We start from the raw sequence: 20,488 nt of genomic DNA, 5'->3' as shown, positions 1-20,488 counted from the left end.
ACGGAAGGGAATTTCATGGCAAGCGATAACAAGGGCAACGGCGGCGCGACGCTGGACCTCAACGGCATCTTCACGATCGGCGACATCGTCATGATGATCGACCTCCTCGAGTACGGCATGGCCAGAGCCATTATGACCGAAGGCAAGGACGCGTCCGAGCGCATGGAGCAGCTCCATGCGCAGCTCGTCGCCGTGTCTCCGCTTCCAGAGAGCGGCGACCGTCGAAAGATGGGATACGAGTGGTTCCGCGCGTGCAAATCCGTGTCGAAGTGCGCCTATTTCGGTGCCTACATGGTGGAAGTGCAACACTATCGCGAAAACGAATATCACATGGACGCCGTCATCGACGGCGAGGTTCAGCGTGTGGTTGCCAGCGGGAACAAGGAAGAGATCGAAGCGGCGCTGCCTTTGGTGAGACAGTGCCTGCGCGACATCGCTCCGATCGACGCCGAACCCGTAACCCTTCTTAAAGGGCTGGTGGACCTTGGCGAGACCGTCGAAATCAGGCGTCTGGAACAGCAGGATTGGCAGAACAAAGGAAGGCTCAAAGCCGTTCAGGCCGCCTTGGCCGATCGGCTCTCCGTGGCGACACCGTTCGTCCATGTCGCAGACGCGTCCAATCACTGGAGCGTCAAGACGGTGGTCGAGGCTCGCTTCGCAGTTCCGGTGTCAGTCGCCGAAGACGTGATCACGCACGTGGCCGAAATCAACGCCGGAGCGCTCGCCGATTACTCGAAGAAGTACAGGCCCGAACCTTTCTCGGTAGCGCCAGCCCTCTAACGAAGTCTTCTTTTTCTTCGCCGGCTGGCTTTGGTGTCTTCCAATCTCCTGTTCAATATTGTAATACCTTGCCAGCCCGAGAAGGAGTTTGAAGTCCATGCGCCGCAAACTTGCCATTGCCTTCGTACTCTCTTCCTCGATTCTGGCGGGATGCGCGACGACGTCGACCGTCCCCGCTACCGACCCGGCGACCACTAACGCTGTCCAGCCCGTAAACGTCGACCCTCCGTCCGCGGCGGCCCTTTTCATCGGGGATGCCGCCACGCACATGGACGAGAAGGCGAGGAACGACTATCTCGTCGCCCAGATGTCGGCGCTCGACGGCAATGGAAAGACGACCTTCGAGAACGAGGCTCTTGGCGTGCAGGGAAGTGTCGAAAGCGGGCCGTCGGTCCTGACGGCTTTGCATCCCGACATGGAGTGCCGGCGTTACTCGTCGGTCGTCTGGGTACTCGGAACCGGCCGTCTGGTCGAAGGCGATGCCTGCCGTGACAAGGACGGCCCTTGGCAGGCGATGGGCATCCGCCACGACGGCTAGAACGCAGTCAGTGCGGCTTTCTCTACTTCATTGACCGGAAGGCGTGCGACCCGCTCCCAGTGAGCCGTGTCCACGGCAGCACCCGATCGGCCGTTCTGGATGGCCTTTTCGATCTTCTGGCGGACCATCGTTCTGGTCTTCTCGGGAAACGTGTCCCAAAGACGTTCGAGCTCAGTCGCAACCGTCCAGCCAGCGCTCGTCATCCGCGGCAAAGCATAGCCGAGTGCTGCGAGGACAGGTGCGTAAGGATCGGCCGTTTCCTCGAAACCAAGCTCGAAGTCAGCCTGTTCGAGGCAGGTCTTGGTGGAGACAGACGCCTGCTCGCCGGAAAAGAGCGCCGTGAACACGTCCCGCTGGCTCGCGCTCAGGCCCTCGATAAAGCCTCTGGCGGCATAGAACATGAGGTCGGCGCTGAACTGTAGCTGAAGGTTGTCGGTCATGGCGATGCGATCTCCACAGGGCAGCGGACGCCCATCATCTTGAGCTGGAACTTCACGTCCTTGTAATCGCCTTCGATCCCGCAAGTCGAGATTTTTTCGTCCCAGAACGCGCGGCGTGCGTCTTCCGCCTTCTTGAGGATTTCGCTTTTTGCCAAGCGCTCCGCCTTTTCGCTTTCGAGGCGCTCCACATAGGCTTCCGCCTCGCCGAGCTCCATCAGGAACGGTTCATGCGCGAGGACGGCGAGCTTGCGTGCGTGATACTTGTTGTGAGCGTACGCATAGGCCGTGGCGAGATCGTGGAACGACGCCGGGCTGCTGATGCTGATCTCGGACGTCGGGTGGGCTTCGTTGAGCGGATGGTCGGACACCCTGATTTCTCCGATCCCAGGAACCGCGAAGTAGGCGGACCTGTAGCCGAACTTGCTCGTGGTCAGAAGAACGTCGGATGTCCTGACGCCGGCATCCTTCAGTCGCGAGACAAGCCTAGATGCCCACTTGTGGATGCGCGGGTCTGCGGGAGCTGCCGCCTCGGGCGGAGGGGCCTTGCGGCTTACCGCTTCCATGGCCGCGCTCCGTTGAGGACGGACGGATCGAAGTAGCGACGGGTCTTGGTAAAACCGGAGGAATGGAAGTACGCCGCATCTCGGGCGCGCGGGCGCTTGCGTCGGCTCGATGCGGTGATCAGCCAGTAGGCGGCGATGATGAAAGCGATGAACAAGAGGCCAGACATAGGTGATCCGAATAGCGATTGTCGCGACATGCGACGTCTTTAAAAGGGTCTCAGAGCAACGTCTGGGTGTCAATATTTTGGCACACCGACGTCTCTAATTTCAGGAACAAAACCATGCCGAGGAGAGCGGCGCGTTCGCCCGGGCGAGCAGGAAATTGCCGTGGCAACGTTGCGGCGCGCACCAGCAGACGATGTTGCGGCCCCTGATTTCGCCGAGGTGGGCGTCGAGGCCGGAGGTCTGGTACCACTCGACGTACTTGGCGATCACCTCGTCGCGGGTTCCGTCCGGCCCAATCCGGAAGGGATTGCCCCAGCGGCTTCCGCGGCCGATGTAGACCGATCCTTCCGGCACGCCGTTGAAGCGCTTGTTGAGGACGGATACCCGCAGGCCATCGACATCGATCGCCGAGGCTTCGTCGAAAATGGCGTGAATGCTCATGCGACGTCGAAGCCGGCGCTGGTGGTCTTGGCGGCGATCCTCGCCTTGATGTCCGCCATGACTTCGGCGTGGGGGATGCCGGGACGTTCGTCTTCCATGGCTTCTCTGACGGATGCCCTGAACCACGCGTCGTGGCTAGCCTTGTCCATCGCAAGTCCAGCGGGCAACCCTTGCTCGTTGACGACAGCGGTCAGAAAGATACGTACGGCGTCGGAAGTGGTTATCCCGTAACGCGCCAGAACCCGCGCAGCATTGTCCTTGAGGTCTTCGTTTACCCGGACATGCACCATCGATGTCTGGTCTTTTTTCGTTCCCATTTTGCCGCTCCATATGAGGTCCTAAATAAGCGTCTCTCAAATGAGATACAGCGTCAATGCGAGTTCGCAACAAAAACCACCCGGTTCGCAGGGAACCCGGCGGCGGATGGGGGTAGACAGGATCAGTTCGGTTTGACGAGTGCGGAAAACGGGCTTTGCGCGGAGACCCTCGGCTTGTTCAGCGACATCATGTGGCTGGCGAGCTGCTGGTCGTCCATCGCCCGATACTCATCCATCTCCTCGTCGTCGACAAATCCCCTGACGAGCGCTCCGAGGGCTGCGAGATCAAGTCCGAAATGCGCGAGGCTATCCTCGTCGGCAGGTTCCTCCGTGAAGTCCATGCCGCCGTCCCATTCGCCGTCGGTCGACTGGTGGCTCCACGGCTTCAGTCCAGTCGCGTGAACGACCCCCGGCATCAGGCCGCCACGTCTCGAAAACTCTTCGAGGGCGAAGCTTTCGTCCAGATAGACCACCACGCCACGGGACGTCAGGATGCCAATGTGCTCAGAGTTGCCGTCCGGGTTCTTCGGATCGGGGAAAACGACGACGAGCGCTTCGTCGCTGGCAAGCGCGTGCCTCGCGGCTTCTGCGGTATGTTTCCAATGGGCGACGGGGGTTAGTTTGACTGCGCGATTCAACGACGGGAAGGCTCGATTCCGTGCCTTTTCCGGTCGCACCGGAAAGGCGGCAGAGACCGTTTCGGGAGTGAACTCGCCTGGAAGAACCGCAACGTTGTGAACCGTCGTCAGCGTGGTGTCGTGTGTGATCGCCACATCGATCCCTGTCCCGATCAGGATTTTGCCTGCGGTCACACCCGCGGGGAGGTTCGTCCGGTCGAGTTTTACCGGCTCCTTCGAGAGCCACATGTCGCCGACTTTGCCGAAATCCGCGAGGATGTCGGCCACGCCAAGTCTCTTGTAGCTGAGGGCCTCGACATCGTCTTCATTCTTCGTAACGTATCCGGCATCGTGTGAAACAATCCGCGCGTAAACGCCATCGTCGTCGTCCCTATCGACGAGGAACGCAACGGGGTGTTCCCACCAATTGGTCTCATGGTACGGGTAGGAGGCCGCTTCGCCGATCAACGCGCGCGCGTAGGAAATGCGGTCTTCCTCGGGCATTTCCGGGAGAGGAAACGAATAGTAGAGCGTCCACGTCTCGCCGTGGGGTCCGGTAAGCCTGCCCCAGTCGCCGCCGCCGGAAGGTTCGAATTTGATCTCGGTGCCATCGCCGGTCACGCCGTGCGTGAAGCGCCTTTCGTCTCCCTTGAGGGTCAGGACCTTGAAGACGTTTTCGTGGTAGCCCTTGCGGATGACGACTTCGTCGCCTTCGCCAAGGTCGTTGAATGTCGGGCGGACGCTATGCAAGCTCATCGTTTTCTCCAAGGGAAACAGAGTTCAAGGATTGTAGCAGCGGGTGCGAAGATCAAGGGCAACGGCCTTGGTTGCGATGGTTTATCCGAGCGGGAACGTGCGTCGTCCAATTCGGATTTTGAGTCCGTCCAATTCGGAACCGGCAATCTGTTCGGGTCCCCTTTGTCCCGTTGATTTTTGCGATTTCTGGCGGCAGTTTCGTGAAGGAACTAACAGCGACGAGGCCTGCGATGCTACTCGAAATCCCATACGTTTACGAAGCCAAGGTGCGCTATCCGCCTCGTCGACGTGACGATCTCAGTGCCACGCACTTTCGAAATCTGCACGTCGGAACCACGGAGATCGAAATCCCGGAAGTCTCTGTAGACGACGCTCCGGTGGTGATGTCGGCGCGGGGAGTCGGGGCAATGCGCAAGGATGTCATGCATGTTCGCCACCATGACGGCGGGTTTTACTACACCAGCAGCAAGACGATCGGTCGAGGAGGTGTCAGCGTTACAGGGGAGATGCTGAAACGCGGCAGCGGGGCTTTCGACCGCAATCATCCGAACATGCATCCTGTACTGCGCGCCTATAGGAAACACGACATTCCCTGTGCCGCGGGCGGGCAATATGGCCTTACGAAGTGGTTGACAGGCGAAAAGCTCGAAGTTCCCAAAGGAGAGATCGTATGGGAACGACAGGGTGAAGGACTTTCGCTTGCGCTGTCCGCGATCGATCCGATGATCCTGATAGACGGCGAGGTGTGGGTAAAGGCTTTCGAGCCAACGCTTGCCTTGTCGGTCGTGGTTGAAAACTACGAGGACGTACGGGTTCGGATCGACATCTCAAACGACCAGAATTTGGGACACCGATATTTCGGTAGGAGCGAGGTCGGGAAGCAACACATGGAATCGCCGATCCGTTCGCAGGTGTTTCCGTTGATCGATCTGGCAGCAGCGACCGAGGCGGCAGAGGGATTTGGATTGCGAAAATCCATAGCCGTCTCTTTTTCCGATCTGGAAATCCGGGACCACGGTGTATTCCGTTTCGACGCATCGGAAAGTCACATAGCCCGCACTGCATCCCAGTTTCTCGCGATGACGGCGGGAGACTTGGCGGGTAAAAGCGATCAGGCTATCGGGGACTGGCTATCTCTCAAGAAGAACTTGACTAGGGTCCAAGACGGACAATTGGAGGCATCGGCCTTGGTGTCCGATATCGATCTGGCCCTGAAATCGACACGCGACGAAAAGGTGCGAAAGGAGATGGCTTCCGCACTGGAGTTCTACGATAGCATGCCTTTAAACGTCGTGCAGGTGGCTGCGACGATACGAACGCGAAGGCAGTGATGGCGCGCTAGATGTCAAGGTTCTGGGCGAACTCGGCGTTCGTCTGGATGAAGTTGAAACGTGCCTCCGGCTTGGTCCCCATCAGGGCGTTGACGACTTCCGCTGTCGCGTCCTCCAGCCCCTCGCCGATCCCGACCTTCAGCAGCGTGCGCGTCTTGGGGTCCATCGTCGTTTCCTTTAGCTGCGCCGGCATCATCTCGCCCAGGCCCTTGAACCGACCGATCTCGACCTTCTTGTTCTTGAAGTCTTTCGTCTTGAGGATTTGAGCCCGGTGCGCGTCGTCCCGCGCGTAGACCGTTTTCGCTCCAACCGTCAGGCGGTAGAGCGGCGGCACGGCGAGGAAGAGGTGGCCTCCCCGGACCAGTTGCGGCATTTCCTGGTAGAAGTAGGTGATCAGCAGCGAGGCGATGTGCGCTCCGTCGACGTCCGCATCGGTCATGATGATGACGCGCTCGTAGCGCAGGTCGTCCTCCCGGTAGTTCTTGCGCGTCCCGCAGCCGAGCGCCGTCGTAAGGTCGTTGATAAGCTGGTTCGCCCCCATCTTGTCGCGGGTGGCGCTGGCGACGTTCAGGATTTTCCCCCGCAACGGAAGGATGGCTTGATTCCGGCGTTCGCGGGCCTGTTTCGCAGAACCTCCTGCCGAGTCACCCTCGACGATGAAGAGCTCAGCGCCCTTAGCGGTCGTCTGCGAGCAGTCCGCGAGCTTTCCAGGGAGCCTTAACTTCTTGACGGCCGTCTTGCGGCTGACGTCCTTTTCCTTCTTGCGGCGGAGACGCTCGTCGACGCGCTCGATGATCCACTCGAGGAGCTTCGTGGCTTCGGCCTTGTTCTCGAACAGGTAGTGATCGAATTGATCCGACATCGCCTTTTCAACGATGCGCTGAGCTTCGGTCGTCGCGAGTTTGTCCTTGGTCTGTCCGACGAATTCAGGCTCACGAACATAGACGGCCAGCATCGACGCCACGGTCATCATGACGTCGTCGGGGGTGATATCCTTGGAGCGCTTGTTCTGCGTCATTTCCCCGAAATTGCGGATGCCCTTGGTCAGGACGGCGCGCAGGCCGTTCTCGTGGGTGCCGCCTTCACGGGTCGGGATCGTGTTGCAGTAGGAGTTCACATAACCGTCGTCGGTGTGCCATGTCACGGCCCATTCGACGGCACCGTGCTTGCCGGGAGTGCCGACGGAACCCGCAAAGGGTGTCGATACGACAGTCGTCTCCTTGCCGATCTGCTCGATGAGGAAGTCCTTGAGGCCGCCCGGAAAATGCAGGGTGGCTTCAGGTGGCGTGGCTTCCTTGGGGTCGAGGAGCGTCGGATCGCACTTCCACCTGATCTTAACGCCCTTCACGAGATACGCCTTTGAGCGCGTCATCTTGAACAGCGTCGTCGGATTGAACTTGTGGACCGTCTTGAAGATGACCGGGTCGGGGTGGAAGCGAACCGTCGTGCCGCGCTTCTGGACGCGACCGATATGTTCGAGCTTCGACGTGGGCAGCCCGCGCGAGTATGTCTGGCGATAGAGCTGAAGGTTACGCGCGACCTCGACGACCAGATTGTCGGATAGCGCGTTCACCACCGAGACGCCGACGCCGTGCAGACCGCCCGAGGCCTCGTAGGCGTCGCCGTTGAACTTGCCGCCAGCATGGAGCTTGGTCATGATGACCTCGAGCGCCGAGACGCCCTTCTGCTGCGGATGCTCGTCGATCGGGATGCCGCGGCCGTTATCGGTCACCGACAGCATGCCGTCGGCCGAAAGTTCGACATCGATCGTCGTCGCGTGTCCGGCGACAGCTTCGTCGATCGAGTTGTCGAGGACTTCCGCGAAGAGATGATGGTAGGCGCGCTCGTCCGTGCCGCCGATATACATGCCGGGGCGCTGGCGAACGGGCTCGAGCCCTTCGAGAACCTTGATGGAGTGCGCGCCGTAATCGTCTTCGGCGCTCTTCGGGGCAGCGGGCTTGGCTGGTGCGGATGCTGCTGCCTTCTTCGCCTTCGGCTCTTCTGCTTTGATTGCTGCGGAGGACGCGAGGTCGAAGAGATCAGTCATGCGGTTTCCCGAGTTGTTGAGATGAACAGTTCCTGTTTTGTACGATTCCAGCGAATGGCACAAGGTACCTCGCGCACCCCGGGATTCCAGGGTTTCCGCTGCGCATGAAAAACGGAGTCTCTGGATGTTCTGTGGATATCCGCTTTCTGTTCTTTCAGCCCGAATCAGGGCGCTTATCGCGGTCACCCGAGATAAGAAAGCCCTTGGACGTCATTCGAACCAAAAATGCGCCGATTCCTGGGCGTGTGACAAGACGGCCTGTGGAAAAGTTGTGGATCGTCGGTGTATCGGCGGCTGAAATCCTGTGCGTGATTTTCGGCGGCTTGGCAAGAATCGGGTGGCGGCCATCAGTCCCGGCGCGGACTCTCCTATGGCAACACGGAGTGACTTAACATGGGGACGAATACTAGCGCGCTAAATGGCTACGTTGTGGATAAGGGAGAGATCGGCAGCGTTATCGTAGGCTACCGGAATGGAAGGGTGGCGGCTGTGCTGCTGGGCGACGATGTCGCGGATGTAGTTCGGCAGCTTGGAGCGCGCTTTTCGGACATCGCAGCCCGTGGGCCATGTGATGACGGCCATGGCGTTGCCCGCAAGGTCGCGGCTTACATGGATGGGGAGGACTGGACTTTCGATGCTCAGACTGAGGTGAGCGGCACATCGTTCCAGAAAACCGTCTGGCGTGCCATCCAATCCATACCTCGCGGGAGAACGGAAACCTACGCCCAGATCGCGGCGAAGATCGGCAGGCCGAAAGCTGTCAGGGCAGTCGCATCGGCCTGCGCGGCGAACCCGATTGCGATCCTCGTCCCATGTCATCGGGTGGTGAGATCGGACCGGAAGGCCTCCGGGTATGCTTGGGGGATGGACAGGAAATCGGCGATACTGGCTTCGGAGGGATTAGATAAGGCCTGATCGGCGGTCAGAATTCGCTTCCAGCGTGCGCCCGGGATTTTGGTTCGTAGCCACTTGTTTTTTTCGCAAGGTGGCGACATATTTCTTCAAGGTAGCCACCTTGTTGGGGTGGCATGGAGAAGAACCATGGACGGCAGACTTGTAAGGCAGATTTCGGAACTCGGCGAAACCGGTGACGGCGACGGCATCAAGGAACTCGCTCAGGTTCTGACGGCCGCGGCCGGCGGATCGCTGACGGTCAAGGCCGCGCGCGACACACTCTCGAAGGTTCTGGACAAGGCACGCGGCGGCGACATGCAGGTGATCGGCCGCAAGACGGAGGACATGGCTGTGGTGATCTCGCTCAAGGACCTCGCCGCCCTAGTTCGCTCCGCTTCCCGTCCGAAGTCCTTTGGCTCCGCGCTCGACGAACTCGGGTTCAAGCCGCTCGGTCGCCGGATCAAGGTGCGCCCCGGCATCGACGGCCCCAAGCTGCTTCGTCCCCGCAAGGCGACAAAGGCCGCCTCGCCGGGTATGGGGCGATAGGCCTGGATGTATCTGTTCTCGACACAGACGCTCATGGACCTCCTTTGCGGGATGCCTGAGGTGAAGGAATTCGCTGACAATGTCCCGAGCAACGCTGTCTATCTCAGCGTCGTTTCCCTCGGCATCGTAGACGAAGCGATCCGGGAGACGCCTGCCAAGGACGGCAGGGACCAGCTCGACAGGCTCTTCAGGCGCGTCCTGTCGATGGCGCGAACGCATTCGACCGTGGAGGTCTTTGGCGAGTCCACAGCTTCCATCTGGGCGAAGCTCGGCTCCCACGACCTCATCGTCGATGACGACGGCGAACGGGCGATGAGCGACGTCGAGCGGATGGTTGTGGCCACCGCTCTCGATCGAAAACTCGTGCTCGTCGAGCAGGTGCAACCCTACCACCGGATGCTCCCCGAACTGAAGGTTGTCGACCCACATGGCTGACACCATCAAGAAGCGCGGGCCAGCGCGGAAACCGCCCGTCTCCCCTGCCCCGTTTCAGGTCCTCTCGTTGTCGGGCGGAGGTTACCGCGGTTTGTTCTCCGCTATGATCGTCGAGGAATACGAAAAGCGTGCTGGAAAGCCCATTCGCGAGTGCTTCGATCTGATCGCCGGAACGTCGATCGGAGGCATCCTCGCCTGCGGAATCGCGGCCGGCATTCCGGCGACGACGATCAGAGAAGCGTTCGAGCGCCGCGGCAAGGGAATCTTCGAGCGTCGCATCGGCTTGCCTGGTGGCTTCTCGGTGAAAATTCCAAGACTTGGTATCTTCGGCGCGAAATACTCCCGTGCTGGGCTCGAAGCCGCCGTCGACGACACCTTGGGTAACGCCATCGGAATCCGCATTTGCGATGTCGAGAAGCCTCTTGTCGTGACGGCGGTCAGCGCCACCAACGGCAGTCACGTCCTCTTCGACAGCCGCGCGAACGACAGCATGAAAGACGTCACGCTGCGCGAGGTTGCCCTGTCGACGTCGGCGGCACCGACCTATTTTCCGGAATTCAACGTCGGCGGGAACTCACTGATCGACGGTGGCGTCATCGCCAACGCGCCAGACGCCGTCGCCATGATCAAATCAATGTCCGTCTTCGGGCAGCGCCCAGAAGAGATCAGAATGCTTTCGATCGGCACCGCGGGCGGCGTCACTGGCGAGGTCTTCCGTGACGGTCGCTCCGCAGGCGCATTGAAGTGGATGGTCGCCCGCAACCTGTTTGGATTGACCGTTGGAGCGCAGCAGGAACTTTCGCTTGGGCTCGTCCGGGACCTTCTCGGCGAGCGGTTCCTTCGCGTGGACGCGACACCCGACAGCAGCCGCGCCAAGGCAATCGCGCTCGACAAGGCAGACCTTACGGCGACCGCAACGCTGCGGGAACTGGCAAAACGGGCGATCGACGATGTAGACCGTCATCGCGGTTCGGACCTTTCGTCATTCCTACGTCATTCGGCGTCTTGAATTACGGCCCCAGCTCGCCAATGCAGCGGGCTCGGCCATACGCATATTCCACCTGACCACAGACAGCTTGACGGACATGACAACACGCGTCCCAAAGAGACTTCAAAACCGAAGGAACGTCTAATGCTGCTAGGCAACGAGAGCTACTGGAAAATATCGAGGTACCTGTTTCTGATCGGCGACTGGAAGCCAGCCGTCAAGTTTTTGACGTATGCCATCCGTGGGAAGAAAAACCCCAATACACGCAATTAACCGCTTGTCGGCAGGACTGTGACTCGTGGGTGAGCGTCCGCTTACTTCAGCCCCAGGAGAGGCCTCGAGGTGACACGTCCAGCGCTGCGACCGGTCGGTTGTCCCAACGGTCCAGGCAGGCGTTCACGATTCCCGAGCTGATCTCGTTGTCACGCACCGTGGAGAAAAACATCTGGCTGCCGAAGGCTGCGCGGACATGGTCCGCAAGGGTATCGTCGACACCGTGCGCGTCCGCTTGTGCGATCCCGTCCACGAGTCCCTTCAACGTGAGGATATCGCTTACGCTGGCGTTCGTGACGTTGCGGAGTATTCTTTCCTTCGTGTGGGTGTGGTCGTCGTATTCGCCGCGGCCCTTCGTCAGTTTGTTGGCCATCCACTCGCTTGCGGATATGGCGCATTGCAGAATGCCAAGGGCGGCCGAGTCCGTCGCGAGCAACTCTGGCTCGTGTGCGATAAACTCTCCGTTCAGGTGACGCAATACTTGGTCTTCCGGCGACGTGCCTGGGAAGCGGGCAGTGATTTCCCTGGCGAGTGCATGGCCTTCGTCGGCATCGTCGCCGCCGCAGACGATATTTAGGGTCATCGCGAGCGATCTAATCTGTTCGGTCGCTGGCCTGAAATGCGGAGCCTCGAGGATTTCAGCGTTGATCGCCCGCGTCGGCGGCATTCCACACATTGGGCTGTAGGCGACGACGGGCGTGCGGCATTGCCTCCACAAACATCCATCGACGATGATGATGCGGGACATGGCCTCCTGCATCTTCGTCCTGGCCTCTACGAAGGCGACTTCATTGATCGCCTTGTAGCGGAAACGGTGCCGGGGCATGAGGTTCGTGATGTTTTCGCGCCCGGCCACGACGTTGGCGACATCTTCGGGAGACAGTGCGGACGACAGCTGCGTCCCGTTTTGATCCTTGATTTGCTGGATCGCTTCGTACTGGTCGACGTGGACAGCTGCCCAGGGGCGTTCGATTGGAAACGATCGGTGCTTGCCAAATTGGAAGGTGACATTTGTCTCGCCGAAGTGGTCGCGCTCGACCGGCGTGGAAGACATCCTGGAGTAAAGAGCGTCGCCAAGCGCGTAGATCGCGTCCGCTTGGTTGAAGGGGCGGCCGCGAAACGTCGCAGCTCGCACCAGCTCGCGCGCGGAATATTCAGGGACGTCGAAATCGGCGGAATCCGTTTGAAGGATCATGCGGTCCTTGATGCTTCGTTCGGGCTTGCCCCAAGCGAGAACCGGATAGTGGATGTTCAGCTTCATTGTCGTCTCCGTCGTCGTCGCACCCTGCCCTGTCCCGCGGCATCCGACAAGGGGAACCGGATTTTCGTTCGAGGGCGATGTCTTTAAATTGTTGACGACGCGGGGTTGTGGAAGTCACAATTGAGGGAAACAACTGGAGACTTCGCAATGGTCACTGAATACATGGGCAGCGTTGCAGAACCCACACCAGAGGAGCGCGAACTCGCTTCCAGGAAGCGTCAGCTTGTGGATGAACTGCGCGAAGAGACCAGCCGCATCAGGGAATCCTTTGGCCCGATTATGAAGATGCACGGGGACGAGACTATCGGCTTCGTTGCCCACGACGAGTTCGACACGGTAGAACGGGCCGCGCGGGAGTATTCGGATAGCAAAAAGAAAACCGAAGCAGCGCTGGCCGAAAGCGAGAAGCATCACGCCACGATTGGCGGGTATATCTTTCTGTCACTGTTGGCGGCGATTGGATTGGGTGTTTATCTGGGCCTGGCGATGGCTTTCCTGACATTCATTGTTGCGGCCTGTTGCATCATGCCTTTCGGGTTCATGAAGCCGTGGCCAGACAGCGTTCGCGCCAAGCTCAAGGATGTGAATCTGGTTCAATCCTTGGCCGCCCAGCGGCCTGGGTTCCGATTGAAAGGACTGAAGTTCCTGGTCGGAGACCAACCGCTCGAAATCGAGTGGCTCGCGGTCGGTCGGAGCGGTGTCGCGTTCCTCGATGAGGACAAGCGCCCTTCCTATGTGGCGTTCAAGGACTTCTTGTCTGTTTATGCGGACACGCAGTGCCGGCAGGTGAGCATGGAGATCGCCGTGGGTCGAAGCGCCGACGAGATCGAGACCGTGACCATTCAGCATCCGCAAACAAGCGACATTCCGACGACACGCGCCTACGCCGAGGATACCGTGGCCGATTTCATCGCCACAGCCATTGCGGACGCAAAGACGGGGGCTGCCTGACATGGTGCTTGCCTACTGGACAGTCCTCGTCGATCTCGCCGCTGAAGCCGATGCCCTTTCCTCCGAGAAGGAAATCGACCATGCGAACGCCTCACTGGCGGCGGTGGCCGAAACGATCTCCGATATCCTTCCGACGGCCAATGTCGGCGTCCTGCGGGAGGGCCTGTCTGTGGCTACTGCCGCGCTCTCGAGGGTCAAGGCAATGGGGGCCAATGACCAATCTCCGGATTTTATAGCCGGGCGACTGTCGGCCATCGTTGACATCCTCGGATATGCCGCCGCAGCGACAGCAGACGACGTGGTTGTCGAAACGGCCAAGCAAGAGAAACATAAGGCCGTCCTCAGGTTGCTTGCCAGTGCGTCGTTCCGTGATGTCGATCTAGCGGAAAAACTCGGCGAGGACATCGAAGCCGTGTCGGCATCGCTCAACGAGCTGCACTCGATCGGTTTGGTCACCACCCATCGCCACGGCACAGAGCGATACCACAATCTGACACCCGTCGGGAAGATTTTATCCGATGACGTGATCGGGCGAATGGAACCTGAGGGTCGCGAGTAGGTGTCAGTGGTCGGGATCGCCCATGGCGTCCCTACAATACTTTGTTTCCAACGAAATGAAGACTTCGGGCGCTTTTAGCTTGACGGCCGCAACCGGAATGATATTGAAGGCCTCGCTGCCACTTGGCAGTCAACAACCGTGACGCAATATGTCATCCGTGCAAGCGCCCATGCCGGGGCAATAATACGTGGTCGATTCCAGGAACATGAATGTAGCGCTTATCAAGGCGGAACTTGTCCGTCGCGGCCTCTCGAAGTCCGTCGACCTCCCCGCTTCAATGGCGAGCTGGGACGAGGGAATGCTGCTTACGGCTCTGGCCGCTCATCTATCGACGCCGAACGCGGGTCATCTGCGTGAGGACCTCTCGACGCTCGGCATCCAAGGGCGCTTCAGGTGCGGTGGCTCGGAATGGATGGTGACAGATATCGGCATCCGGTCGCTGAGCGCCATCAAGATCGACGAAAAAACAAAGGACGATCCGACATGGCTGCGCGGACCGTCGTACGCGCTTGCTGAGACCGTGTTCGACACCTTCGACATCGAGGGCATCGAAATCGACTGAGTTCGTCTCGATCGCACTTGAAGATGATCGTCGATTTCCAGCCAAGGTCGGTCAACTCGTAGAACTTGGCGCGGGCCGGTAGGTGGCCGATCGCGTTGCATTCGTCCTTTGGAACGATCACGACATCCGACGCCGGAAGGCGCTTCGATGTGCAGGACGTATACTTTGTCGTACCGATTTCGCAGGCGCTGACGTCGACGCGAGCCGTGATGCGGAGGAGCGTCTGGCCTTTTGCGTTCAGCGCCCGCAGTGTCGTGCCATCGTCAAAAATTTGGCATCCGAATCGTGTTGCTTAGAAGACCTCATATCCGTTGACAATGCCGGATTCTGATCGGCCTAATTGAAGAACCCGCGGCATTGAGCGCTTTCCGCGCCAGCAATTGGAGCCAAGAATGACCAAGCCAATCAGCCCCGACGACATCGCCGAAGCCAAGATCGGGCATATTCCGGAAGCCGTCGTCGCGGTGTTCAACAAGATGATCGCACTCAACTACACGGGTGGATCGGCGACGGTGCGTCAGGAAGACGTGCTCAAGGAGATTGCCAACACCACGACGCTGGACCGTGGCGAAATCTTCGACAAGGGATACCTCAACGTCGAAGAGATATTCCGCGCCGCCGGATGGAGGGTCAGCTACACGAAGCCGGATTACACCGAATCGTTCCCGGCCTATTTCGAATTCCGGAAGAAGTGAGGGTCCTGATGTCTGAGCAAAGCGATATGGCCGCATATGCCGCGGCGATGGAGCCGGAGGTTCCGACGGAAATGGGCAAGCTGTGGGAAAAGCACCTCGCAGTCACTAGGCAACACCTCCGGGTCGCCAATTGCTTTTCCGCCCTGCGGGATTTCGAGAAGGGCTTCGGCAAGCTCAAGGGCGTCGGGAACCTCGTATTCGAAATCGGACACAGTCGCGGACAGTTGGAAGCTGGGCTTATCCGCCTCCAGCTTCGCAAGGACGACGTTTTCCACGTCGCGGGAAATTGGTCGGTGACTGAAGAAGGCGACGCGACCGTCGAGTTTGCTCAAGTGACGACAGTGTCGTGTCCCGGACCGCAACTGGGAACGGAACTGCGTCGGCTGATCGGCAGCAAGCAGCTCAAGCTGATCCTTGATCGGGTATCCATGGAAGCCAACCTCGCGTCGTTCCTGCCGGAATTCGGCGAGGAATAGCCGCCGCTTGTCGTAGGCTCCTACTGCGTCGATCCTGGGGCGACGGGAGATCGACATGAAACACATCGGCCGCAAGGTATACAACAATTGGGGACCAAATCTCACGGTGGGTTTGGGGCTGATCACGTCCGAGTGGAGCGGTTTCAAGCTCGCGCAGCAGAACCGCGCCGACATGAGGGTGTGTTATCTGTCGGACTTCGGCGGCGAGATCATGCAGGTTGGCGACGGGTTCGCTCCTGCTGCCAACACCTTTGGGAAATCCGTCAACCAACACCTCGAGTACGACGAGTTCTGGAGGCAGACAGTACCGCAGCTGCCGGTCGGATTTTGCGGGATGCGCATGATCACGACCTGGTCGGACACGACAATGCTGGTGATCGACAAGATCGCGGGAGACCCGGCGGAGCGGTTCGACATCCATTCCGAAGCCTACATGTCTGCAATGGCATATGACGTGTTCGAGGTCGACGGAGAATTGATGGAGAGAAAGGCCGGGCGGCCGGTCGCGCAGCTATTTGGATTCGACGCCAACCGGATCATCACCAAGGGGCCGTGGTTTTCCGAGGAGCAAGACCGCGATTACGTCGCATCGAAACAAGCTGTCGGCATAAAGGTCCCGGGGTTTTAGGTGGGCTTGTCACCACTTCGGAGAAAGCCGCGGCTGATATGCCTGCCCACTGAAGTCGACCGATATCGTCCGATCACGCCAGCTTCTCAGGGCTTCCTTGACCAAAAGGCAGATTCCGGACTTTTGGAGCGAGTATCCGAGATAGTCTTGCTCGCTAAGGCTCTCCGCAAATGCTCGGAACTGGTCCAGAGCCGGTTCAAGATCGTCACCGTCGGAGATTTCCGTCCCCTTGGTCAGTAGCCGCAAAGCCTGGTAGTGCTTTCCGACGTCAGAACTCCTCCGAATGACTGTCCCCGGTCCCAAGTTAATCGCCCGCTTTATGGACACCACGGACAATCTTGCCGCGCGGTCCATCCTCAGCGCCGCATGGTCAGTCGTGAACGCCTCCGGCATGTGGATATCACAAAGCCAGTCCTCCTCTCCGTGGGCGCTATCTAGGGCTTCCGGCAATGACATGTAGCGCCAGTGCGCGGACCAATAGGGTGACAGGGTGCGCGCGGCATGGGAGCCGTTCGACACGCTTCCATATGGAGAAGGCATCTCGGAAGGTCGTCCGGATCGGTTTCGATAGGCCGAAACATCGTCGAAGACGTAGTCGTCGTGGGTCGATGTGTAGCTCCAGCGCATGACAGGCTCTTCCACTGGACACCAAATTTTGCCGTCGACGACGATCAGAGAGGAAACGTAGTCGCTGGCTCGTCGCTCCCACGTCGTCAGTTCGCCAGCGCCGTGGTTGGCGGCATCGAACGGAGGCAGCATACCCCAAGCCCAGTTGGGTAGGCGCGCGAAGCTCCCGGGAATTCGCGGCTGTGTCAGGTCACGGCTCCACTCCGCCCAAAGTTGGGTCTTCAGGTGGCGTGGATAAAGCGAGGTATTGTGTTCGCGGTCAGCGAGGAGCTGTTCGCAAATCGCTGCGAGCATGGTCGCCTCGAGGCCGACAGAAGCTTCGGTATCGGGCTGACCAAACCTGGTGGCCTGCATATAAAACCGATCGCCGCGATATCGAAACTTTTGGCCACCATCACGTTCTTCGACGCTGAAGACGGCGGCGACAGGTGCTTCTTCGCTCGAGACCTCAGGGATGTCTGCGACACCAGGCACGCTGACAATCTGCTTCCTGGCTTGGGACCCGATGCGCCGTGTGGTGTTTGCAAGAGCGGGAAAGCGATAGTCGAAGCGCACGATGAAGTCCTCTCTTTTCGACAATAACGATTGGCGACGTCGCCGCAATCTGCAAACGCGTGATTTTTGTTTATTGCGGGCGGAAGGGCCAGAAGTAGGCATCGTCATTCAATCGAGGATGCACAAAATGAGAAGCATGTTCCGCCTCCCAGAGGGGCAACTCGATCGTCAGTACCTGCGTATATGTTCGACGTTCAAGCTGCTAAAGCTTTGCAGAATCGACGAAGACCGCGCGGTGGAACTACTCGAGCAGCGTCGGATCAGAGGCGCGGACGGGCTGGTCTCGAAATGGGTGGAACACCTGAAACGCAACGAGTGGTCGGATGGAGCCTTCGGCCAGAGGACCATATTGGGAAATGCCTACACGGGGCCGCGACCATAACCGGGGTCACCAGCTCGGGCAATATTGTTTTAGGTCGGCTATTGGGCTTCCTTGTAACGTGAAATCATAACAAAGGTGGCGCATGGATATCGCTGAACTCATTAAGTCGGCAAAGATCGGCAGGGAGCGCAAAGACGCTCAGATCGATAGCTGTTCTGCTTTCGCAGCCGCGCTCTACGACGTACTCGAAGAAAACGGCTACTCGCCATCGCTGGTGAACGCTTCGTATCGCGGTGCCACGATCGAAAGGACATGGCATCACCTTGTCGTCGAGGTGGATGGCACGATGTACGACTCCCTCGGCGAATTCAGCACCGAAATCATGCGCGCCCGCTCGAAGATTCACCCGACGGTCAGCTACGAGCTCAAGTACTCGCCGGAAATCCGCGACGATTGCTACGACGAGGACGATTTCGGCGGCGTCTATGAATTCCTCGTCAAGGAATTCCGGAAGACAGCGAAGAAACTGAATGTACTCGAAGAAAAAGCTGTTCCAGCCTTGGCGATGCGCTGACCGCTAATTCGTTCTCTAGGGCCTCGCAGTGGCTCTGAGGCGTGCGGATACCCGCAGCTCGCACCAGTAGACCTCGCCGATAGTCTGGGAGATCGCGCGGCGGACACGGCACAGGTTGATGCCGTCCACCTTGCGCGGCTTCTTCTCGACGATGAGAACGTCGCCGGGAACGATCTTGACTTCTCGGCCGTCGAGACCGCCGACCTTGCCCGCGAAGAGCGACATGTACTCCTTGGGTTCGCTGGCGGGCATGCCGTGACCAAGCGACGGAACGCCATCCTTGATGACATCGTTGACGATAAGATGCGTCCCGGGGAGCATCTGTTCCTTCTTGAGCATCGGCGGGTCCTTATGCGTTTGTCTGCAAGACAGGGCGGTACTCGGCGAGCATCTCGGTCCATTTCTTCGGAGCGGACGATTCATCGAAGAAGTCGCCGAGGAACGACACCATGGTGGCGTGGCGCTTCTCCGCTTCCAGGCGGCCAGATTCGGTGTGCATTCGTTCGCGGAGCTTGAGAAGTTTTTCGAAGAAGTGGTTGATCGTGGACCCCTTGTTCGCGTCGTACTGCGCGGCCGTGAAATCGACCATCGGGGTGTCTTCGGGGTCGAACATCGGGCGCTTCTTGCTCGCGCCGTACACGAAGGTGCGGGCGATCCCGATAGCGCCGATGGCGTCCAGTTGATCGGCGTCGGACAGGATATGCGCTTCGAGCGTTCTCTCGCGACCGCCGTCCAGCATCTTGTGAAAGCCGATCATCTTGATGGTATCGCAGACGGTCTCGAGGTCGACAGCGTCGACACCGGCCGCCGCCATGATACGGCGGGCCGTCGGAAGCGCATCCTCGGTTGTGATGTCGCCCGTGAGCTTGCGGTCGTCGACGTCATGCAGGAGTGCCGCCAGCGAGACGACATAGATGTCGGCGCTTTCGTGATATCCGAGGAGAGCGGCCGTCTTCCATACGCGACGGATGTGTTGCCAGTCGTGACCGGACCCCTCGTCCGCCAGAAGATTTTCGACTTGGAGGGCGACTTCGTCGACGATCTTCTCTTGGCTCGGCGCGATGTTGTACATAAGGTCTCCGAGTTTACTAAGTATCAGTTTTTGGGTAGGCAGGATGGCCAGGCCACGGAGGTCGTCCGAGGGTGACGTTCAGTTCGCGTGCTTCGCCCTCCGAGACACGGTATTTGGCGCAAAACTGGATCACGGTTCGCGCGTGCCGCAGGACGTCGTCAGGCTCAGTCTTGAGGGCTTCGTAGACATCTGGAGGATACTTTTCGCGGAGAGCGTTTCCGGCAGTCACGATGGCCTGCTTTTCAGCGGCCCTTTCCATTGCTCGTTTCGTTGGCTCTGCCATGTCCCCATCCTCAAGGCCTCACGTAGGGTCTTCAAATAACGAGGCGCGGATTGAGAGTCAATGCATTCGAAGGTTGCGCGCTCCCTAAAATCTCCGTTGACGTCTTGCATTTATTTGCGCTTCGCGATACTTGCCGTCCTCGATCTGCCGAGGAGTTCGCATGTCCGATAACATCGCTGCCGAGCCTGTCGTCTTCCAGATCGAGGAAGGCGGCTACGGTGTGGACATCACGCCATCCTACACCGCCTCGATGCGTCGCCTTTTGCATCGGGCTACGGACCACCCAAAGTACGCGGCATACGCAACCAAGGTGGCGGCCGGTCATGCCTTCTTCTCGCAGATGGACATCAAAGGCCATTGCGATGTCGAGATGGCATCTATCCGCCATGCGTTGGCGGTCGTCCCGGGTCACTTCGTGATCGCAGAGCATCGACTACGTGAAAATCCGGCCGAAGAATCCCTCGTACGTCGGATCAATGTCCTGGCGGAGTTCGACCCGACGTTCGAAGTACTGCTCAGGCTCCATTGCGTCAGGATCGGCGAGCTAGGCGTTCGCAAGGCTTCCAAGGAAGTCGCGAGCGTGATCGCAGGCGGCATGCGCGGTTTGATCCGGCTGGCAGGATCGCTGGACGATGCCTACGCACATCTTCGGGACGTCCAGCTGCGAACGGGCGGGATCGATTTCTTGTCAGGTGAAATGACCGCGGCACGGCTCAGAGAAACGCTTCCTGTCGTCGCTCAGGAGCGGTTCCGTGTCATGGCCGGAGAGATGGGTCTATAATCTCGATGCGG

The 20,488-nt window shown here is 59.3% G+C and carries 28 protein-coding genes; 16 read left to right on the top strand and 12 right to left on the bottom strand.

The genetic code is table 11. The features are described from left to right. Window positions 1-15: 15 nt before the first annotated feature. Complete coding sequence (locus FHT76_RS00925) at window positions 16-780, top strand: hypothetical protein (protein ID WP_259183681.1); 765 nt, start codon at window positions 16-18, stop codon at window positions 778-780. A 97-nt stretch (window positions 781-877) separates the two neighbouring features. Beyond that, a complete protein-coding gene (locus FHT76_RS00920) occupies window positions 878-1,318 on the top strand; it encodes a hypothetical protein (RefSeq protein WP_259183679.1) in 441 nt (146 codons plus the stop codon). Here the strand turns inward: FHT76_RS00920 and FHT76_RS00915 are convergent. From FHT76_RS00915 to FHT76_RS00890, 6 genes are all read right to left on the bottom strand, one after another. Continuing rightward, window positions 1,315-1,758 (bottom strand): hypothetical protein, encoded by a 444-nt coding sequence (locus tag FHT76_RS00915; RefSeq protein ID WP_259183678.1) that lies wholly within the window; start codon window positions 1,756-1,758, stop codon window positions 1,315-1,317. The two genes, FHT76_RS00920 and FHT76_RS00915, sit on opposite strands and share 4 nt — an antisense overlap. Further along, window positions 1,755-2,321: a hypothetical protein gene (locus FHT76_RS00910; protein WP_259183676.1), complete on the bottom strand. Its 567-nt coding sequence runs from the start codon at window positions 2,319-2,321 to the stop codon at window positions 1,755-1,757. Before FHT76_RS00910 ends, FHT76_RS00915 begins: the two co-directional genes overlap by 4 nt. Then, window positions 2,309-2,488, bottom strand: coding sequence for a hypothetical protein (locus FHT76_RS00905; protein WP_259183675.1), 180 nt, complete (start codon window positions 2,486-2,488; stop codon window positions 2,309-2,311). The genes FHT76_RS00910 and FHT76_RS00905 overlap by 13 nt, the downstream gene beginning before the upstream one ends. Window positions 2,489-2,588: 100 nt before the next feature. Next, window positions 2,589-2,927 (bottom strand): DUF4326 domain-containing protein, encoded by a 339-nt coding sequence (locus tag FHT76_RS00900; protein ID WP_259183674.1) that lies wholly within the window; start codon window positions 2,925-2,927, stop codon window positions 2,589-2,591. Beyond that, complete coding sequence (locus FHT76_RS00895; protein ID WP_259183673.1) at window positions 2,924-3,244, bottom strand: type II toxin-antitoxin system RelB/DinJ family antitoxin; 321 nt, start codon at window positions 3,242-3,244, stop codon at window positions 2,924-2,926. The genes FHT76_RS00900 and FHT76_RS00895 overlap by 4 nt, the downstream gene beginning before the upstream one ends. Window positions 3,245-3,366: 122 nt before the next feature. Next, window positions 3,367-4,617, bottom strand: a complete 1,251-nt coding sequence (locus tag FHT76_RS00890) for a hypothetical protein (protein ID WP_259183672.1) — start codon at window positions 4,615-4,617, stop codon at window positions 3,367-3,369. Between the two features lie 230 nt (window positions 4,618-4,847). On the opposite strand from FHT76_RS00890, the gene FHT76_RS00885 reads away from it, so the two are divergent. Next, complete coding sequence (locus FHT76_RS00885) at window positions 4,848-5,948, top strand: hypothetical protein (RefSeq protein ID WP_259183671.1); 1,101 nt, start codon at window positions 4,848-4,850, stop codon at window positions 5,946-5,948. Between the two features lie 7 nt (window positions 5,949-5,955). Here the strand turns inward: FHT76_RS00885 and parE are convergent, their stop codons facing one another. After that, on the bottom strand, window positions 5,956-7,995 hold the full coding sequence (gene parE, locus FHT76_RS00880; RefSeq protein ID WP_259183670.1) for a DNA topoisomerase IV subunit B: 2,040 nt from the start codon (window positions 7,993-7,995) through the stop codon (window positions 5,956-5,958). Window positions 7,996-8,388: 393 nt separating this feature from the next. Here parE and FHT76_RS00875 point away from each other — a divergent pair, with 393 nt between their 5' ends. The 4 genes from FHT76_RS00875 to FHT76_RS00860 all read left to right on the top strand — a co-directional run bounded on the left by FHT76_RS00875 (window position 8,389) and on the right by FHT76_RS00860 (window position 10,879). Next, a complete protein-coding gene (locus FHT76_RS00875) occupies window positions 8,389-8,910 on the top strand; it encodes a methylated-DNA--[protein]-cysteine S-methyltransferase (RefSeq protein WP_259183668.1) in 522 nt (173 codons plus the stop codon). A gap of 126 nt (window positions 8,911-9,036) precedes the next feature. Beyond that, window positions 9,037-9,435 (top strand): type II toxin-antitoxin system Phd/YefM family antitoxin, encoded by a 399-nt coding sequence (locus tag FHT76_RS00870; protein ID WP_259183665.1) that lies wholly within the window; start codon window positions 9,037-9,039, stop codon window positions 9,433-9,435. Between the two features lie 6 nt (window positions 9,436-9,441). Continuing rightward, window positions 9,442-9,870: a hypothetical protein gene (locus FHT76_RS00865; RefSeq protein ID WP_259183664.1), complete on the top strand. Its 429-nt coding sequence runs from the start codon at window positions 9,442-9,444 to the stop codon at window positions 9,868-9,870. Continuing rightward, entirely contained in the window at window positions 9,863-10,879 is a 1,017-nt protein-coding gene (locus FHT76_RS00860) for a CBASS cGAMP-activated phospholipase (RefSeq protein ID WP_259183663.1), read from the top strand. The genes FHT76_RS00865 and FHT76_RS00860 overlap by 8 nt, the downstream gene beginning before the upstream one ends. Window positions 10,880-11,177: 298 nt before the next feature. Here FHT76_RS00860 and FHT76_RS00855 read toward each other — a convergent pair whose 3' ends face one another. Further along, on the bottom strand, window positions 11,178-12,392 hold the full coding sequence (locus FHT76_RS00855; RefSeq protein ID WP_259183662.1) for a hypothetical protein: 1,215 nt from the start codon (window positions 12,390-12,392) through the stop codon (window positions 11,178-11,180). A gap of 147 nt (window positions 12,393-12,539) precedes the next feature. On the opposite strand from FHT76_RS00855, the gene FHT76_RS00850 reads away from it, so the two are divergent. From FHT76_RS00850 to FHT76_RS00825, 6 genes are all read left to right on the top strand, one after another. Continuing rightward, complete coding sequence (locus FHT76_RS00850; protein WP_259183661.1) at window positions 12,540-13,343, top strand: hypothetical protein; 804 nt, start codon at window positions 12,540-12,542, stop codon at window positions 13,341-13,343. A gap of 1 nt (window position 13,344) precedes the next feature. After that, window positions 13,345-13,902 carry a hypothetical protein gene (locus FHT76_RS00845; protein ID WP_259183659.1) on the top strand — a complete coding sequence of 186 codons (558 nt, stop codon included), beginning with the start codon at window positions 13,345-13,347 and terminating at the stop codon, window positions 13,900-13,902. Between the two features lie 205 nt (window positions 13,903-14,107). After that, window positions 14,108-14,464 (top strand): hypothetical protein, encoded by a 357-nt coding sequence (locus FHT76_RS00840; RefSeq protein WP_259183657.1) that lies wholly within the window; start codon window positions 14,108-14,110, stop codon window positions 14,462-14,464. Between the two features lie 392 nt (window positions 14,465-14,856). Further along, a complete protein-coding gene (locus tag FHT76_RS00835; protein WP_259183655.1) occupies window positions 14,857-15,159 on the top strand; it encodes a hypothetical protein in 303 nt (100 codons plus the stop codon). Window positions 15,160-15,167: 8 nt separating this feature from the next. Beyond that, window positions 15,168-15,635, top strand: a complete 468-nt coding sequence (locus FHT76_RS00830; RefSeq protein WP_259183653.1) for a hypothetical protein — start codon at window positions 15,168-15,170, stop codon at window positions 15,633-15,635. Window positions 15,636-15,690: 55 nt separating this feature from the next. After that, window positions 15,691-16,263, top strand: a complete 573-nt coding sequence (locus tag FHT76_RS00825; RefSeq protein ID WP_259183651.1) for a hypothetical protein — start codon at window positions 15,691-15,693, stop codon at window positions 16,261-16,263. Between the two features lie 9 nt (window positions 16,264-16,272). Here the strand turns inward: FHT76_RS00825 and FHT76_RS00820 are convergent, their stop codons facing one another. Continuing rightward, entirely contained in the window at window positions 16,273-17,445 is a 1,173-nt protein-coding gene (locus FHT76_RS00820; RefSeq protein ID WP_259183648.1) for a hypothetical protein, read from the bottom strand. Between the two features lie 127 nt (window positions 17,446-17,572). Here FHT76_RS00820 and FHT76_RS00815 point away from each other — a divergent pair, with 127 nt between their 5' ends. Continuing rightward, window positions 17,573-17,827, top strand: a complete 255-nt coding sequence (locus FHT76_RS00815; protein WP_259183647.1) for a hypothetical protein — start codon at window positions 17,573-17,575, stop codon at window positions 17,825-17,827. Between the two features lie 82 nt (window positions 17,828-17,909). Then, on the top strand, window positions 17,910-18,341 hold the full coding sequence (locus FHT76_RS00810; RefSeq protein WP_259183644.1) for a hypothetical protein: 432 nt from the start codon (window positions 17,910-17,912) through the stop codon (window positions 18,339-18,341). 15 nt (window positions 18,342-18,356) lie between these two features. On the opposite strand, the gene FHT76_RS00805 is transcribed toward FHT76_RS00810, so the two are convergent. From FHT76_RS00805 to FHT76_RS00795, 3 genes are read right to left on the bottom strand one after another with little or no spacing between them, the layout of a single operon-like run. Next, window positions 18,357-18,680 (bottom strand): hypothetical protein, encoded by a 324-nt coding sequence (locus FHT76_RS00805; protein WP_259183642.1) that lies wholly within the window; start codon window positions 18,678-18,680, stop codon window positions 18,357-18,359. 10 nt (window positions 18,681-18,690) lie between these two features. Next, a complete protein-coding gene (locus FHT76_RS00800) occupies window positions 18,691-19,413 on the bottom strand; it encodes an HD domain-containing protein (RefSeq protein WP_259183640.1) in 723 nt (240 codons plus the stop codon). Window positions 19,414-19,429: 16 nt separating this feature from the next. After that, window positions 19,430-19,696, bottom strand: coding sequence for a hypothetical protein (locus FHT76_RS00795; RefSeq protein WP_259183638.1), 267 nt, complete (start codon window positions 19,694-19,696; stop codon window positions 19,430-19,432). A 160-nt stretch (window positions 19,697-19,856) separates the two neighbouring features. Here FHT76_RS00795 and FHT76_RS00790 point away from each other — a divergent pair, with 160 nt between their 5' ends. Then, window positions 19,857-20,477 carry a hypothetical protein gene (locus tag FHT76_RS00790; RefSeq protein ID WP_259183637.1) on the top strand — a complete coding sequence of 207 codons (621 nt, stop codon included), beginning with the start codon at window positions 19,857-19,859 and terminating at the stop codon, window positions 20,475-20,477. The last annotated feature ends 11 nt before the right edge of the window (window positions 20,478-20,488 follow it).

This window comes from Rhizobium sp. BK176, assembly GCF_024808055.1.
Note: the sequence above shows the minus strand (reverse complement) of the source record. Positions and strands in the feature narration are given on the sequence as shown.

Excerpts from the sequence above, each read along its gene's own strand:
- FHT76_RS00925 (WP_259183681.1), top strand. The coding sequence starts at position 16 with ATGGCAAGCGATAACAAGGGCAACGGCGGCGCGACGCTGGACCTCAAC.
- FHT76_RS00920 (WP_259183679.1), top strand. The coding sequence starts at position 878 with ATGCGCCGCAAACTTGCCATTGCCTTCGTACTCTCTTCCTCGATTCTG.
- FHT76_RS00915 (WP_259183678.1), bottom strand. The coding sequence starts at position 1,758 with ATGACCGACAACCTTCAGCTACAGTTCAGCGCCGACCTCATGTTCTAT.
- FHT76_RS00910 (WP_259183676.1), bottom strand. The coding sequence starts at position 2,321 with ATGGAAGCGGTAAGCCGCAAGGCCCCTCCGCCCGAGGCGGCAGCTCCC.
- FHT76_RS00905 (WP_259183675.1), bottom strand. The coding sequence starts at position 2,488 with ATGTCTGGCCTCTTGTTCATCGCTTTCATCATCGCCGCCTACTGGCTG.
- FHT76_RS00900 (WP_259183674.1), bottom strand. The coding sequence starts at position 2,927 with ATGAGCATTCACGCCATTTTCGACGAAGCCTCGGCGATCGATGTCGAT.
- FHT76_RS00895 (WP_259183673.1), bottom strand. The coding sequence starts at position 3,244 with ATGGGAACGAAAAAAGACCAGACATCGATGGTGCATGTCCGGGTAAAC.
- FHT76_RS00890 (WP_259183672.1), bottom strand. The coding sequence starts at position 4,617 with ATGAGCTTGCATAGCGTCCGCCCGACATTCAACGACCTTGGCGAAGGC.
- FHT76_RS00885 (WP_259183671.1), top strand. The coding sequence starts at position 4,848 with ATGCTACTCGAAATCCCATACGTTTACGAAGCCAAGGTGCGCTATCCG.
- parE (WP_259183670.1), bottom strand. The coding sequence starts at position 7,995 with ATGACTGATCTCTTCGACCTCGCGTCCTCCGCAGCAATCAAAGCAGAA.
- FHT76_RS00875 (WP_259183668.1), top strand. The coding sequence starts at position 8,389 with ATGGGGACGAATACTAGCGCGCTAAATGGCTACGTTGTGGATAAGGGA.
- FHT76_RS00870 (WP_259183665.1), top strand. The coding sequence starts at position 9,037 with ATGGACGGCAGACTTGTAAGGCAGATTTCGGAACTCGGCGAAACCGGT.
- FHT76_RS00865 (WP_259183664.1), top strand. The coding sequence starts at position 9,442 with ATGTATCTGTTCTCGACACAGACGCTCATGGACCTCCTTTGCGGGATG.
- FHT76_RS00860 (WP_259183663.1), top strand. The coding sequence starts at position 9,863 with ATGGCTGACACCATCAAGAAGCGCGGGCCAGCGCGGAAACCGCCCGTC.
- FHT76_RS00855 (WP_259183662.1), bottom strand. The coding sequence starts at position 12,392 with ATGAAGCTGAACATCCACTATCCGGTTCTCGCTTGGGGCAAGCCCGAA.
- FHT76_RS00850 (WP_259183661.1), top strand. The coding sequence starts at position 12,540 with ATGGTCACTGAATACATGGGCAGCGTTGCAGAACCCACACCAGAGGAG.
- FHT76_RS00845 (WP_259183659.1), top strand. The coding sequence starts at position 13,345 with ATGGTGCTTGCCTACTGGACAGTCCTCGTCGATCTCGCCGCTGAAGCC.
- FHT76_RS00840 (WP_259183657.1), top strand. The coding sequence starts at position 14,108 with ATGAATGTAGCGCTTATCAAGGCGGAACTTGTCCGTCGCGGCCTCTCG.
- FHT76_RS00835 (WP_259183655.1), top strand. The coding sequence starts at position 14,857 with ATGACCAAGCCAATCAGCCCCGACGACATCGCCGAAGCCAAGATCGGG.
- FHT76_RS00830 (WP_259183653.1), top strand. The coding sequence starts at position 15,168 with ATGTCTGAGCAAAGCGATATGGCCGCATATGCCGCGGCGATGGAGCCG.
- FHT76_RS00825 (WP_259183651.1), top strand. The coding sequence starts at position 15,691 with ATGAAACACATCGGCCGCAAGGTATACAACAATTGGGGACCAAATCTC.
- FHT76_RS00815 (WP_259183647.1), top strand. The coding sequence starts at position 17,573 with ATGAGAAGCATGTTCCGCCTCCCAGAGGGGCAACTCGATCGTCAGTAC.
- FHT76_RS00810 (WP_259183644.1), top strand. The coding sequence starts at position 17,910 with ATGGATATCGCTGAACTCATTAAGTCGGCAAAGATCGGCAGGGAGCGC.
- FHT76_RS00805 (WP_259183642.1), bottom strand. The coding sequence starts at position 18,680 with ATGCTCAAGAAGGAACAGATGCTCCCCGGGACGCATCTTATCGTCAAC.
- FHT76_RS00800 (WP_259183640.1), bottom strand. The coding sequence starts at position 19,413 with ATGTACAACATCGCGCCGAGCCAAGAGAAGATCGTCGACGAAGTCGCC.
- FHT76_RS00795 (WP_259183638.1), bottom strand. The coding sequence starts at position 19,696 with ATGGCAGAGCCAACGAAACGAGCAATGGAAAGGGCCGCTGAAAAGCAG.
- FHT76_RS00790 (WP_259183637.1), top strand. The coding sequence starts at position 19,857 with ATGTCCGATAACATCGCTGCCGAGCCTGTCGTCTTCCAGATCGAGGAA.